General features: G+C 59.2%; 12 protein-coding genes, 1 tRNA gene and 2 pseudogenes. 11 read left to right on the forward strand and 4 right to left on the reverse strand.

Features of this window, described 5'->3' with window-relative positions; all coding sequences use genetic code 11:
• Positions 1–93: 93 nt before the first annotated feature.
• From rpsO to BT116_RS06000, 5 genes are all read left to right on the forward strand, one after another.
• Positions 94–363 carry a 30S ribosomal protein S15 gene (gene rpsO / locus BT116_RS05980; protein WP_011332409.1) on the forward strand — a complete coding sequence of 90 codons (270 nt, stop codon included), beginning with the start codon at positions 94–96 and terminating at the stop codon, positions 361–363.
• Between the two features lie 194 nt (positions 364–557).
• On the forward strand, positions 558–2663 hold the full coding sequence (pnp, locus tag BT116_RS05985; protein ID WP_028237550.1) for a polyribonucleotide nucleotidyltransferase: 2106 nt from the start codon (positions 558–560) through the stop codon (positions 2661–2663).
• A gap of 125 nt (positions 2664–2788) precedes the next feature.
• A tRNA-Thr gene (locus BT116_RS05990) sits at positions 2789–2864 on the forward strand.
• A gap of 355 nt (positions 2865–3219) precedes the next feature.
• On the forward strand, positions 3220–3807 hold the full coding sequence (locus BT116_RS05995) for a DUF433 domain-containing protein (protein ID WP_170845904.1): 588 nt from the start codon (positions 3220–3222) through the stop codon (positions 3805–3807).
• A complete protein-coding gene (locus BT116_RS06000; protein WP_072341087.1) occupies positions 3804–4211 on the forward strand; it encodes a PIN-like domain-containing protein in 408 nt (135 codons plus the stop codon). Before BT116_RS05995 ends, BT116_RS06000 begins: the two co-directional genes overlap by 4 nt.
• Positions 4212–4213: 2 nt before the next feature.
• Here BT116_RS06000 and BT116_RS06005 read toward each other — a convergent pair.
• A pseudogene (locus BT116_RS06005) lies at positions 4214–4420 on the reverse strand (type II toxin-antitoxin system HicB family antitoxin); the annotation flags it as partial.
• Between the two features lie 308 nt (positions 4421–4728).
• Between BT116_RS06005 and BT116_RS06010 the strand changes: the two are divergent.
• Complete coding sequence (locus BT116_RS06010) at positions 4729–5034, forward strand: DUF6388 family protein (RefSeq protein WP_072341097.1); 306 nt, start codon at positions 4729–4731, stop codon at positions 5032–5034.
• A gap of 91 nt (positions 5035–5125) precedes the next feature.
• On the opposite strand, the gene nadC is transcribed toward BT116_RS06010, so the two are convergent.
• Positions 5126–5974 carry a carboxylating nicotinate-nucleotide diphosphorylase gene (nadC, locus tag BT116_RS06015; RefSeq protein WP_063322978.1) on the reverse strand — a complete coding sequence of 283 codons (849 nt, stop codon included), beginning with the start codon at positions 5972–5974 and terminating at the stop codon, positions 5126–5128.
• Positions 5975–6200: 226 nt separating this feature from the next.
• Here nadC and BT116_RS06020 point away from each other — a divergent pair, with 226 nt between their 5' ends.
• The 5 genes and pseudogenes from BT116_RS06020 (at position 6201) to BT116_RS31760 (ending at position 12173) form a co-directional block, all read left to right on the forward strand.
• A complete protein-coding gene (locus BT116_RS06020; RefSeq protein ID WP_072341099.1) occupies positions 6201–8414 on the forward strand; it encodes a DUF1631 domain-containing protein in 2214 nt (737 codons plus the stop codon).
• Positions 8415–8478: 64 nt separating this feature from the next.
• Positions 8479–9039 (forward strand): 1,6-anhydro-N-acetylmuramyl-L-alanine amidase AmpD, encoded by a 561-nt coding sequence (gene ampD, locus BT116_RS06025; protein ID WP_072341102.1) that lies wholly within the window; start codon positions 8479–8481, stop codon positions 9037–9039.
• Positions 9036–9872 carry a regulatory signaling modulator protein AmpE gene (gene ampE, locus BT116_RS06030; RefSeq protein ID WP_072341105.1) on the forward strand — a complete coding sequence of 279 codons (837 nt, stop codon included), beginning with the start codon at positions 9036–9038 and terminating at the stop codon, positions 9870–9872. Before ampD ends, ampE begins: the two co-directional genes overlap by 4 nt.
• Before the next feature lie 1239 nt (positions 9873–11111).
• A pseudogene (locus BT116_RS31755) lies at positions 11112–11315 on the forward strand (HAMP domain-containing protein); the annotation flags it as partial.
• 153 nt (positions 11316–11468) lie between these two features.
• Positions 11469–12173 carry a methyl-accepting chemotaxis protein gene (locus BT116_RS31760; protein ID WP_371914352.1) on the forward strand — a complete coding sequence of 235 codons (705 nt, stop codon included), beginning with the start codon at positions 11469–11471 and terminating at the stop codon, positions 12171–12173.
• A gap of 24 nt (positions 12174–12197) precedes the next feature.
• Here BT116_RS31760 and BT116_RS06040 read toward each other — a convergent pair whose 3' ends face one another.
• A complete protein-coding gene (locus BT116_RS06040; RefSeq protein WP_072341110.1) occupies positions 12198–12974 on the reverse strand; it encodes a TatD family hydrolase in 777 nt (258 codons plus the stop codon).
• 20 nt (positions 12975–12994) lie between these two features.
• Positions 12995–13990 (reverse strand): catabolite repressor/activator, encoded by a 996-nt coding sequence (cra, locus tag BT116_RS06045; RefSeq protein WP_072341113.1) that lies wholly within the window; start codon positions 13988–13990, stop codon positions 12995–12997.
• Between the last annotated feature and the right edge of the window lie 262 nt (positions 13991–14252).

Below are 14252 nucleotides of genomic sequence, written 5' to 3' on the forward strand. Positions count from 1 at the left end.
CACGGTCACTACTCATTTATAGATACAGGGATTTGTCCCTGGCCTGTTGAAGCTGTTTCCTCGGAACAGTTTCCTGACTAAAAGGATTGCCTCATGGCTCTCGACGTTCAAGAAAAAGCTCAAATCGTAGCTGACTACCAGCAAGCTGTTGGTGACACTGGTTCGCCAGAAGTGCAAGTTGCACTGCTGACCGCCAACATCAACAAACTGCAAGGTCACTTCAAGGCCAACGGTAAGGATCACCACTCCCGTCGTGGTCTGATCCGCATGGTAAACCAGCGTCGTAAGCTGCTGGACTACCTGAAAGGCAAGGACGTGAGCCGTTACAGCGCTCTGATCGCTCGCCTGGGTCTGCGTCGCTAATCAGCGATTGCGCTAGAGGTTGGTGGTCTGTCGTACGTCAGTGGGTTTCCCGCTGGCGCATGGCAGGCTCCCAGCCTCAAGTTTTATCTGGATACACGCTTTACCCTGGACAAACGTCGGGCCGATTCCCGTCATTGCCCAAGAATTTCGCAAGAAGACAAGTTCCCCAAGAGCCACAAAGAAGGTAGGACACCGTGAACCCGGTAATCAAAAAATTCCAGTTCGGTCAGTCGACCGTTACCCTCGAGACTGGCCGTATCGCCCGTCAGGCCTCCGGCGCAGTGCTGGTCACCGTTGACGACGACGTCAGCGTATTGGTGACCGTTGTCGGTGCCAAGCAAGCCGATCCAGGCAAGGGCTTCTTCCCTCTGTCTGTTCACTACCAGGAAAAGACTTACGCTGCCGGTAAGATCCCTGGCGGTTTCTTCAAGCGCGAAGGCCGTCCTTCCGAGAAAGAAACCCTGACTTCCCGACTGATCGACCGTCCGATCCGTCCGCTGTTCCCAGAAGGCTTCATGAACGAAGTGCAGGTCGTCTGCACCGTCGTGTCCACCAGCAAGAAAACCGATCCGGACATCGCTGCGATGATCGGTACCTCGGCTGCCCTGGCGATCTCCGGCATTCCTTTCGATGGCCCGATCGGCGCTGCCCGCGTTGCGTTCCACGAAAGCACCGGCTACCTGCTGAACCCGACCTACGAGCAACTGAAAGCCTCGAGCCTGGACATGGTCGTGGCCGGTACTTCCGAAGCCGTGCTGATGGTTGAATCCGAAGCCAAGGAACTGACCGAAGACCAGATGCTGGGCGCCGTACTGTTCGCCCACGACGAGTTCCAGGTGGTGATCAACGCCGTCAAGGAACTGGCCGCCGAAGCCGCCAAGCCAACCTGGATCTGGGCTCCGCAAGCCGAAGCCACCGAGTTGCTGGGCGCGATCCGTGCCGAGTTCGGCGAAGCGATCTCCCAGGCCTACACCATCACCGTCAAGGCCGACCGTTATGCACGCCTGGGCGAGCTGAAAGACCAGGTCGTTGCCAAGCTGTCCGGCGAAGAAGGCCAGCCATCGGCCAGCGACGTCAAAGCCGCTTTCGGTGAAATCGAATACCGCACCGTTCGCGAAAACATCGTCAACGGCAAGCCGCGTATCGATGGTCGCGACACCCGCACCGTACGTCCGCTGAACATCGAAGTCGGCGTTCTGCCAAAGACCCACGGTTCGGCGCTGTTCACCCGTGGCGAAACCCAGGCGCTGGTCGTTGCAACACTGGGCACCGCCCGTGACGCGCAACTGCTGGACACCCTGGAAGGCGAAAAGAAAGACCCGTTCATGCTGCACTACAACTTCCCTCCGTTCTCGGTGGGCGAGTGTGGTCGCATGGGTGGCGCCGGTCGCCGCGAAATCGGTCACGGCCGTCTGGCCCGTCGTTCGGTCCAGGCCATGCTGCCTGCCGCTGACGTGTTCCCGTACACCATTCGCGTGGTATCGGAAATCACCGAGTCCAACGGTTCGAGCTCGATGGCTTCGGTCTGCGGCGCTTCCCTGGCCCTGATGGACGCCGGTGTGCCGATGAAGGCGCCGGTTGCCGGCATCGCCATGGGTCTGGTTAAAGAAGGCGAGAAATTCGCCGTCCTGACCGACATCCTGGGTGACGAAGACCACCTGGGCGACATGGACTTCAAAGTGGCCGGTACAGCCAAAGGCGTCACCGCACTGCAGATGGACATCAAGATCAAGGGCATCACCGAAGAGATCATGGAAATCGCCCTGGGCCAGGCCCTGGAAGCGCGCCTGAACATCCTCGGTCAGATGAACCAGATCATCGGTCAGTCCCGTACCGAGCTGTCGGAAAACGCTCCGACCATGATCGCGATGAAAATCGACACCGACAAAATCCGTGATGTCATCGGTAAAGGCGGCGCGACCATCCGTGCGATCTGTGAAGAAACCAAGGCTTCGATCGACATCGAAGACGACGGTTCGATCAAGATCTTCGGCGAAACCAAGGAAGCGGCAGAAGCAGCACGCCAGCGCGTCCTGGGCATTACCGCCGAAGCCGAGATCGGCAAGATCTACGTCGGCAAGGTTGAACGCATCGTCGACTTCGGCGCGTTCGTCAACATCCTGCCGGGCAAGGACGGTCTGGTTCACATCTCCATGCTGAGCGATGCTCGCGTCGAGAAAGTGACCGACATCCTCAAGGAAGGCCAGGAAGTGGAAGTGTTGGTACTGGACGTCGACAACCGCGGCCGTATCAAGCTGTCCATCAAGGACGTCGCAGCAGCCAAGGCATCGGGCGTTTAATCACCCCTTCGCCTAGCCGCTGAACAAGCAAGCGCCCCGACTGGCTCGGGGCGTTTTGCTGTGTGGTGAAAATCCCTGTGTCGCGGGTTGCCTGGCCACAGGGGACGATGCTAGGTTTAGCCACCGCCCGTGTAGCTCAGTCGGTAGAGCAGCGCACTCGTAACGCGAAGGTCGCAGGTTCGATTCCTGTCTCGGGCACCATCTCAGACTATCAATGGTTTTCGACCCTTCTCAAAAGCCCTGAATGTTCAAACAGTCCGGGCTTTTCGTCTCTCAGGCATCCTTTAGCTTTACCCTTGCTTCCCAAGAAAGTACATCATTCAGGACATCTCATGCTGGTGAGACGTGTAGGCCTTAACAGCGGCCTTTTTGTAACACTCCGTCTAAGACGTGTTGAACGAAAACCTGTTCCCCCCCAAAATGAATTTTTGGCTCATGGACAAGGAGGCACATGAAAAGAGCAGAAACTGCAAGTCGCCTCATTGGTGTGGGCATTTACACGCCTGCTGAGGCGGCCTTGTATACGGGCATCCCAGCAAAAGATATCCGCAGATGGATGTTTGGCTATCGATCGGAAGGTGTTCAGCATCCGGGGCTTTGGAGTTCAGAATTAGACTTCTCTGATGAAAAACTGCTCGGTTTTCATGACCTGTTAGAAATCAGGTTCGTGCACGCCTTTCGAAGGCATGGCGTCAGCCTTCAGGCTATTCGTTCTGCTTCCAGACAAGCCAGGGAGCTTTTTGATCAGTTGTACCCCTTCACTTGCAAGCGATTCCAAACTGATGGCAGGAGCATATTCGCAACCGTTTTTGATGAGACCGGCGATGAAGCCATTCTCGATCTGGCAAAGCGGCAATATGCCTTCCGACAGGTAATTGCTCCCTCTCTTTATGAAGGCATTGATTACGCAGGTGAAGGGAAGGCGCAGCGTTGGTTCCCGGTCAAGCGAAGTAAGACTATTGTTCTGGACCCGAACCGTAACTTTGGCAAGCCGGTTCTTTCTTCTACAGGTGTGGATACTGCTTCGATTTACCAAGCTTTCCTAGCTGAGGGGAAGGACGCAAAACGTGTCTCAGTGATCTTTGAAATTCCGATTGCGGCAGTGGATGCGGCGGTAACATTCGAGCATAGGATTGCTGCTTGAATTTTTTGATTGATAACAATCTCCCTCCGGCTATCGCTAGAGCCCTGCACGAGTTGTGCAAGGGGGAAGGGCACACGGTAATTCCATTACGAGATAAATTTTCGCCAAACACCAGCGATATCCATTGGATCATGCAACTAGGTTCCGAGGGTGGCTGGGCGGTTGTTTCTCAAGATAAATTTTCAAAAGGTAACGCTGAAAGACAAGCCTTTAGAGATTGCGGCTTGCCAGTTTTCTGTCTTGCAAGACAGTGGGGTCAAGCATCCTACTGGAGCAAGGCTGAAAATCTTGTCCGTTGGTGGCCTGCGATAACTCAACAAGCAGGTCTGATTGCTGGTGGTGCCGCATTCAAGGTTGCATGGAGATTTTCAGCCCCTGGCAAATTTGAGCAACTGAAAATTTAGCTCGGCTCTGTGTTGGTTTTTTCCGAACTGCTGACGGTCTGTAGGTAGTCATCTACTGCCTCGCGAAAAGCCATTTCCAGCTCAGTCACCGTTTGTCCCTCATAGCTCACCAACGCCCGGATGGATAACAGCTTGCCGAACAGGCAGTTATCGTCGGTACTTGCTTCAATTGAGCCGACATACCCTTTGTATTGCAGATGGGAACTCATGGAATCGGGCCTCCTGTTCAATTGCTCGATATCTGGCTTTGGAATGTTTATACGGGCTGAATCCCCGCCCATGGAAACGAGAAACTGTAACCGGACGCATACCTCGTTCCTCCATTCGATTCCGGTTGTTGCACTGGCTTGCGTCTCTGTTAGGATTCCTTGTCCCAAAAAGTCAAACACCTTTGTTTTCAGATGATCCCCGAATGGTTCTGAAGGCCAGATAAACCGGGCTTCACACGGTTTTTTGCGTCAGAGAGATCCTTGATGATCCAGATCCATCTTCCATTCCCCAGATCAGCGAGAACGCCATGACCGTTAAAGCATTGACCCAAGAAGCCAGGCACGAAGAAGCGCTGAAAAAATACGTACTGGACGCGCCCCAGTTGCTGGAAGAGATCAAGGACCTGTCCGCCGATGATCAGAAAGACCAGATCCAATGGGCGTTCGAGGACGAGGCCGAAGCCCAGGGGCTGCAGCCTTGGGAGTTGACGCTCAAGTACACCAGCACACCTGAGGAATTCGAGGCGCAGCGCCTTGCGTTGCACAAGGAAGCGGCCGAGGTGTTGGGTGTGGAGTGGGATGAGTACTGCGAGATGAATAATCTTGTAGTTTAGAAGCAGCTTCAAGCCTCAAGCCTCAAGTTTCAAGCTGCAAGGCAAGCGTCGAACCGCTTGAAGCTTGCAGCTTGAAGCTCGCCACTGCTGCTCAGATACTGAGCCGCATCGACAGGTCCACTGCCTTCACATCCTTGGTCATCGCGCCGATCGAGATGTAGTCCACCCCGGTCTCGGCAATTGGGCGCAACGTGCTTTCGTTGATCCCGCCGCTGGCTTCCAGCTTCGCCTTGCCGCCATTGAGGCGTACGGCTTCACGCATGTCGTCCAGGCTCAGTTCGTCGAGCATGATGATGTCGGCGTCGGCCGCCAGTGCTTCTTTCAATTCCGCCAGGCTTTCCACTTCGACTTCCACCGGTTTGCCCGGGGCGATCTTGTGGGCGGCCGCGATGGCCTGGGCGATCCCGCCGCAGGCGGCGATGTGGTTTTCCTTGATCAGGAACGCATCGTACAGGCCAATGCGGTGGTTATGGCAGCCACCGCAGGTGACCGCGTACTTCTGGGCCAGGCGCAGGCCGGGCAGGGTCTTGCGGGTGTCCAGCAGCTTGACCTGGGTGCCGGCGACAAAGTCGGCCAGGTAGCGGGCCCGCGTGGCAACGCCCGAGAGCATTTGCAGGAAGTTCAGCGCGCTGCGTTCGCCGGTCAGCAGCGAACGGGCCGGGCCTTCCAGGTGAAACAACACTTGATCGGGGTTGACCCGGTCGCCGTCGTGCACTTGCCAATGTACCGCGACACGCGGGTCCAGTTGCCGGAACACGGCATCGACCCAGGCCGTGCCACTGATGATTGCCGCGTCGCGGGTGATAATGGTGGCCTTGGCCAGGCGTTCGGCGGGGATCAGTTGCGCGGTGATGTCGCCGCTGCCGATGTCTTCAAGCAACGCACGGCGCACGTTGGCTTCGATTTCGGCGGTCAGATCGGCGAGGCGTAGATTCGGCATAACGGGCTCCACAAACAAAGTGGCCTGATTATAGGGTGTCGAAACCTGCATTTGGTCGCGTCCTCGCAACATTTCCTTATTTCCCAGGTCACTTATTGCGCCGTATTTCGAGATGGATCACAGAGTGTGCTGGTACGACAGGGCTGTTTTACCCGATAATCCGCCTTTCAATTGACGTCATAGCTTTGACGTTACGAGCCGCAGAAAGCCGTTTCAGGAGGCCAGGATGCACAACGACGGGAATGTAGTGCCTTTGCACAAGGTCGCTACCGATCAGGCGAGTCCCTCGCCGCTCGCCCGCCTGCCTGTGATTCTGCTTCAGGTTCGCGACAAGGCCGCCCAGCAGTTGCGCCTGGGCTTGCAAGGGTTGTTCGATAATGCCGACGACACCTTGTTTGAAATGGCCGACCGGGCGCGCGACGACGTCGAGCAGAACCTGTACTTCGAGGCCATGCGGGACTTGCGCCTGAAGCGTAAAAGCATCGAGCGTGAATTCATCGAGCAGTTTTTCGAGACCTTCGTCAGCCTCGCCCAATACGACCTGACCCACGCCAGCTTGGCGCCGAACCTGGCGTCAGACAGCCATATACAGCGCTCCCAGGACGACCTTGAGCGGCATCTGGCGGTCGAGGCGATGGTCACTCGGGTGATCAGGCGCGATGGCGTGTCGCTGGAACAACTGACGGCCCGGCTCAGTGTGCTGCTGGCCCGACCGCTGGCCAATCAGCACAATCCCCTGAGCCCGGCATTGCTGTGCGAGAAGTTCCTGCAGGCCGGGCGCAACCTGGGCGTGGGAATCAAGGTCAAGCTGATTCTGCTCAAGCTGTTCGAGCGTTATGTGCTCAGTGATTGCGACCAACTCTATACCGAGGCCAACCAGTTGCTGGCCGCTACAGGCATCCTGCCAGAGCTCAAGGTCACGCTGGCGCGCCGGGCGTCGGATCGCACCGAGGATAACCCCAGGCCCAACGCCGAGATAGCTGCCAAGCCCAGCGATGCCGAGGTGGATGACAGCGTGCAGGAAGTGTTTGCCGCCTTGCAGAAACTGTTGATGCAGGTGCGTGGCACTGTGGCGCCGACCCTGGAGCCCAGCGCGCCGCCCCAGCCGATTTCTACCCGTGACCTGCTGCGGCTGCTCTCTCATTTACAGCAATACGTGCCGGCGCCTGCCGTTCACGACGAGTTCGATTTGCGTAGCCAGCTCGAACAACTGTTGACCCGGGTCAGCGTCAGGAGTGGCAAGTCTCGCGTGGTCGAAGGCGCCGATGAAGACGTGATCAACCTGATCTCGATGATGTTCGAATTCATCCTCGACGATCACAACCTGCCAGACTCCTTCAAGGCCCTGATCGGCCGCCTGCAAATCCCGATGCTCAAGGTCGCGGTGCAGGACAAGAGTTTCTTCAGTCGTGGCAATCATCCGGCCCGGCGACTGCTTAACGAAATCGCGGCTGCGGCCATGGGCTGGGGTGATTGCGACGATCATCAGCGCGACAGCCTCTACCTGCGCATCGAGCAGGTTGTGCAGCGCTTATTGAATGATTTTGTCGATGATCCGGCGATTTTCTCCGAGCTGCTGGCCGACTTCCTGGCCTTCACCAGTGACGAGCGGCGCCGCAGTGAGCTGCTCGAACAGCGCATCCGCGATGCCGAAGAGGGCCGGGCCAAGGCCGAACTGGCGCGTCAACGGGTCGAAGGGGCACTGAACCAGGTGATGCTGGGCAAAGTCTTGCCACAAGCCGTGGTGGAGTTCGTGCAACATGCCTGGAGCCAAGTGTTGCTGCTGACGTGCTTCAAGCATGGCAAGTATTCCGCCGAGTGGCAGGCCGACGTCTTGACCCTGGAGCAATTGATCTGGAGCGTCCAGCCTCATGATGAACCCGATGCCGGCCTGCGTTTGCTGGCGATAGTGCCCGAACTGCTCAAGGCCCTGCGTGAAGGCTTGAGTCGCTCGGCGTTCGATCCGTTCGCCACCAGCGAGTTTTTCAGTGAGCTGGAAGCCCTGCATGTGCAGGCGCTCGAGCGCACCGGCCAAGCGACGGAACAGGCCGAGTCGTTCACTTCACCGGTCATGGTCGAGGTGCTGGAAAAAATCGTCTTGCGGCCCCCTCAAAAGTCGGCGGGGGAGAGCGTGGCGGTGCATTTGCCGGCCGATGACGTGGGGCTGCTGCAGGTCGACCAGTTGCACCTGGGAAGCTGGGTCGAGTTCCAGGAAGACGATGACAACACCCTGCGTTGCAAGCTGGCGGCAATCATCGAGGCCACTGGCAAATACGTCTTCGTCAATCGCACCGGCCTCAAGGTACTGGAACACAGTCGCACCAGCCTGGCCCTGGAGTTTCGCCGTGGCGCGGCGCGGCTGCTGGACGACACCCTGTTGTTCGACCGCGCGCTGGAGTCGGTGCTGGGCAATCTGCGCCAGCTCAATCGCGGCAAGTGATCGCGCAGCCCGGTCCGATCACGGCATACTGGCGGCATTCACCGTCGTCATCGAAGGAACCTGTATGCAGTTGGACTCCGCGAGCGGTTGGTGCGATGGGGTGCGTCATTGCCCATCACCCAACTTCAATGCGCGCCCCGAGGGCGAAATTTCCCTGCTGGTGATCCACAACATCAGCCTGCCACCGGCACAATTCGCCACGGGCAAGGTGCAGGCGTTCTTCCAGAATCGTCTGGATGTCACGGAACATCCCTACTTTGTCGGTATCGCCGACCTGCGTGTCTCTGCGCATTTCCTGATCGAGCGTGACGGCGCCGTGACCCAGTTTGTCTCTTGCCTGGATCGCGCGTGGCATGCGGGGGTCTCGTGCTTCGAGGGGCGTGAGGCCTGTAATGATTTTTCCCTGGGCATCGAGCTCGAAGGCACGGATGATCTGCCGTTCACCGACGCGCAATATGTCGCATTGGTGGACCTGACCCGGCAGTTGCAAGCGGCGTTCAGGGCGATCACTGTGCAGCGTATCTGCGGGCACAGCGACATCGCCCCGGGACGCAAGACCGATCCGGGAGCGGCATTCGACTGGGTGCGCTATCGCGCGGCCCTGACAGAAGGGGAAGGACAATGAGTTTTCTGGTGTTGCTGCTGGCCGTCTGGATCGAGAAGTTCTCGGCCTTGCGCCAGCGGGTCCAGCGTGACGGCGGTTGGCTGCACGAGCTGAACAGGCTCGAGGCGAGCCCACGTTGGATCAACCGACCCTGGCTGGTGCTGACGGTGATGGTTTTGCTACCCGTGACGCTGCTGGCGTTGCTGCTCTGGGTGCTGGAGCCGGTGGCCTACGGTCTGTTGGCGCTGCCAGTGCATTTGCTGGTGGTGATTTACAGCCTGGGGCGCGGCGACCTGCTGGCCGGCCTCGGGCCATTTCGCGATGCGTGGCGTCGGGAAGACCTGCAAGCGGCGGCCCATGTCGCCAAGCGCGACCTGGACATTGAAGCCAATGACGGTGAGCAGTTGCTGGAGCGGGTCCAGGGGCATTTGTTATGGCAGGCCTACCAGAGCTTCTTTGCGGTGATTTTCTGGTACTTCGTGTTGGGCCCGGTCGCCGCCCTGAGTTATCGACTACTGGCGCTGGCTGCCGAGCACAGCCAAAACCCCGGTGTGGCCGAGCGGGCCGCGCAAATGCGCCATGCCTTCGATTGGGTGCCGGTGCGGTTGCTGGCGGCGAGCTTCGCCCTGGTGGGGAATTTCGTCGCGGTCAGCCGGGTCATGTTGCATGAACTGCTGAACTGGAACATCAGCGCCGCCGACCTTATCGACAAGGTCGGCCTGGTGGCAGGCGAGATCCCCCGGCCCGTCGCCGGACCGGACGGCATCAACAGCCTGGACCGTCTCTGGGAATTGCTGCTGCGTGCGGCGGTGCTCTGGTATGCCGGGTTTGCGTTGTGGACGGTGTTGGCTTAAGAACAGCAAGGTCATGCCTTTGTGGCGAGGGGATTTATCCCCGCTGGGGCGCGGAGCGGCCCCTGGCAATTCTAAGCCTTGAATCAATGGGTCTGCTTCGCAGCCCAGCGGGGATAAATCCCCTCGCCACAAAGGGCAGGTCGCTCGTTAACCTTAAGTTACAAATCTCCCCGCCGATTTAGGCTATACAAGAGCAGCGCCCGAATAGTGGCTTTCTGCTGTCTCTGTGCGCCTGCCTATAAAAATAAAAACCTACCGGGAGACTTCCTTGTGAAGAGTTTGCTCTGGCCCGCCGTCGCGCTGATGAACCGCCTGAGCTTCGGTATGAAGTTCAGCCTGATCAGCGTGCTGTTCCTGCTGCCGATGCTGGTGACCAACTTCTTTCTGGTGCGCGATTCCTATCGGGAATTCCAGGGCACGCAAGTGGAGCTGCAAAGCCTCGACCTGCTGGGCAGCAGCCTGGTCCTGCGTCGGGACCTGGAAACCCTCAATAACCTGGTGCAGATCAACGCCAGCCTGGGCCAGTCCGGCAAGGCCGGTGATGTCGAAGCGAAGATCGGCAGCCTGGAACAACAGGTCCTCGCGCGGCTGCAAGGCATGACCCCCGTGGTCATCGAGCCTGAGCAGATCAGTGCCTTCGAGGCCAAGCGCGACGAAATGATCGGTGCTTTCAAGACCCAGCAGGCCGAGAGCTCCCTGCAGAGCAAAAGTGCGCTGATCGGAAAGTTGCTCAACAGCGCCCAGGTGTTCAGCCAGATCATCGCCAGTCAGGCGGGGCTGAGTCGCGATAACCAGAGCGATATCCGCCAGCTCAGCGAGTTGATTATTGGCACGACCCCCAAGGTCACCCAGATCCTCGGCGAAGGCCGGGCGCTGGGCGCATCCTCGTTGGGGCTGGGGTTTCTCAATTCGGCGTCGAGCACCCGCTTCGACGAGTTGCTGGCGCAGATCGAAAAGCTCCAGGGTGAATATGACTTGAAACTGCAGGATGCCTTGGGCTCCAGCAAGGCCGCCGGGCAGGCCCTTGCCGATCAGGCCAATGGCAGCAAGAGCACCCTCAAGAAGGCCAGTGAGCTGATTGAAGAGCAGGTGGTGATGGCTGACACTCTCGATGCGCCATGGCCGGCATTTTATGAGCACGTCAGTGGCCTGATGGAGCAGACCTACCGGCTGAACGAGGCGACCCAGGGCTTCCTGGGGGTGCAGTTGCAGCAGCGTCTGGAGCAGAACCGTAGCCACATGGTGCTGCAAGCCGTGGCGCTGGTGTTGGTGTTCCTGTTGATTTTTTACCTGTACGCCGGGTTCTACGCCTCGACCCGTACCACGCTCCAGCACTTGGGCCAGATGATGGACAAGGTGGCGGCGGGGGACATGACGGTCAATTTTGTTGCCCGCAGCAAGGATGAGCTGGGCGAATTGGGTGAAGTGTTCAACGGTACGGTGGCGAAGATCCATGACCTGATCGAACAGGTCGGCCATACCGTTGCCGAAGTCGAACGCCAGGCCGGCCAGGTGGAAACGGTATCGGCCCGGAGCAACCAGGCCGTCGCCGGCCAGCGCACCCAGATCGAACTGGTGGCGACGGCGATGAACCAGATGTCGGCCACGGCCCAGGAAGTGGCCCGCAGTGCCGCTGCTGCGGTGAGCAGTGCCCACAGCGTGAACGACGAGACCCTCAGCGGGCGTGGGCTGGTGGAGTCCCAGCAGGGCAGCATCGTTCGCTTGGCCAGTGAGATCGATCAGTCGGTGCAGGTGATCAACCAATTGGCGACCGACAGCCAGGCCATCAGTCGTGTGCTGGATGTGATCAAGAGCATCGCCGAGCAGACCAACCTGCTGGCCCTCAATGCCGCCATTGAAGCAGCCCGGGCCGGTGAGCAGGGGCGCGGTTTTGCGGTGGTGGCCGATGAAGTGCGGACCCTGGCCAAGCGAACCCAGCAATCGACCGAAGAAATCGAAGCGATGATCACCCGCCTGCACGGTGGTGTCGGCGCTGCGGTCAAGGCGATGGGCACCAGCCATGAGATGGCCAGCGGCACGGTCAGCCAATCGGAACAGGTCCAGCAGGCCCTGGAAAATATCCTTGGCGCCGTCGGCATGATCGTCGATCAGAACCAACAGATCGCCGCCGCGGTAGAGCAGCAGACGGCGGTGGCCCATGACATCGACCAGAACATCGTCGAGATCAACCGCGCCGGCGAACGCACCGCCGAAGGTGCCCATCAGACCGAAGACGCCAGCCGCGAATTGTCCGCCCAGGTGGGGCAGCTCAAGCAGTTGATCAATGCATTTAGGGTGTGATTCCTAAGCCCGCCGCAGATGATCCTACCAACCAAACAAATCGCGGGCGTTGGTGGTGCTGGCTTCAGCCAGTTGTTCTGGTCGGACGATCATGATCTGCGCCAGCGCCTCGCAAATCGCCGGCAAATGCGCCGGGCTGTTGCGCTGCCCCGGGAACATCGCCGGGGCCATGTCCGGGGAGTCGGTTTCCAGCACCACCGCGTCCAGCGGCAATTTCGTCAGCACCCGGTGCATGCGCAGGGCCTGGGGCCAGGTCGCGGCGCCGCCCAGGCCGAGCTTGAAGCCGAGCTTGATGTACTCGCGGGCCTCCTCGAGGCTGCCGGCGAACGCGTGGATGATCCCCGTGCGTTTCAGGCCGAAGCGCTTGAGGGTCGCGATCACGGCGGCATGGCTGCGGCGCACGTGGATCAGTGCCGGCAGTTCGAATTCCGCCGCCAGCTGTAGTTGCGCCTCGAACAGCGTTTGCTGGCGCTCACGGTCGAGGGTTTCGATGTAGTAGTCGAGGCCGATTTCCCCCACGGCACACAATTGCCGATGCCCGGCCAGGCGGCTCAGCCACTCGCGCAGTAGCGCCACGTCGTCGGGTCGGTGCTGGTCGAGATACACCGGGTGCAGGCCCAGGGCGGCATGCAGGTCCGGGTCGCTTTGCACCAGGTCCCAGACCCGCTGCCAGTTGTCCCGGTAAACGCCCAGTACCACCATTTGCCGCACGCCCAAGGCGCGGCTTTCGGCCAGCAATGCCGGGCGGTCCGCGTCAAAATCTGGAAAATCCAGGTGGGTGTGGGTATCGATCAACTCCATGCATCAATCCTGAAGAAGCTTCAGCCCTGGTGAATACGCTGCTTGAACGTCCGCGCGATGGCCTGCACGCCTGGCTGGTAATCATCGTTTTCAATGGCTGCCAGCGCCAGTTCCAAGGCCCTGTCGGCGATCAGTTGATGTTGTTGGGACATGGCGTTGACCGGCAGCGGCAGGAAGTCCAGCAACTGCGTGTCACCGAACGTGCCCAGGCGCAGCGGCCGCGATTTGAGTGGGAAATCGTGCAGGGCGTCGAACACCCCTTGCAGCAGTACATAGGAGGTAGTGATCAACGCATCGGGCAAGTGTCCCAGGCGCGCGAGCATTTCATCCATCAACTGACGGCCGCATTCACGGCTGAACGATTCGCCGTGCTCGATCAGCACCTGGCCTTCGAAACCGGCCAACGCCTCGTTGAAACCAGCGGTCCGTTCCTGGCTGATGCTCAGCTCGGGGCGGGCACTGATCAGCGCGATTTGTCGCGGATGGGTTTCCAGCAGGCTGCGCGTCAGTTGCAGGCTGGCCTGGCGATCATCGCTGATCACCGAGCAGAACCGCGCAGGGTCCATGACCCGGTCGATGGCGATGATCGGAATGCCCTTGGCCTGCAACTGCAGGTAGCTGTCGTCGCCGGCCGGCAGGCAACTGGCGACGATCAGTGCATCGCAGCGCCGGGCGCGGAACAACTGCAAGAGTTGCCGTTCGCTGTCAGGTGCGTCGTCGGAACTGGCGATCAGCAGCTGATAGCCCCGCGCCCGCGCCCCTTGCTCCAGCAGCTTGGCGATGCGTGCGTAACTGGGGTTTTCCAGGTCAGGCAGGATGAAGCCCAGGGTACGGGTGTGGCGGCTGCGCAGCCCGGCGGCCTGGGGATTGGGCGTGAAGCCGTGTTCCTGGACCACCGCCCGCACCCGTTCGACGGTGGCGCTGCTGATGCGTTGCTGTTCGGCCTTGCCGTTGATGACATAGCTGGCGGTGGTCACGGACACACCGGCCAGTTGGGCAATATCACTGAGTTTCAACCCGGTTTTCCTTGTTTTTTCGAGTTAGCCCCGACGATAAGGGCCATCCTACCCGATTCAAGCTGACGGTCACCGTCCACGCGCTTACGACAAGTTGCACTTCAAGGATGAGAGATTATCGAGTAACGTGCCAATCTTTCTAGATTAAACGTTTCAGCAAGCGTATTTTCAAGGCTAGCAGGATTTTTGGCCCCTCTGCCGCGATCACGCCAAAAATCATCCTGCAACGCTAAGCTGATTCATTCAAAACAATACCTGGCGC

Source organism: Pseudomonas sp. NFACC16-2 (assembly GCF_900119205.1).
Lineage (GTDB): Bacteria > Pseudomonadota > Gammaproteobacteria > Pseudomonadales > Pseudomonadaceae > Aquipseudomonas > Aquipseudomonas fluorescens_Q.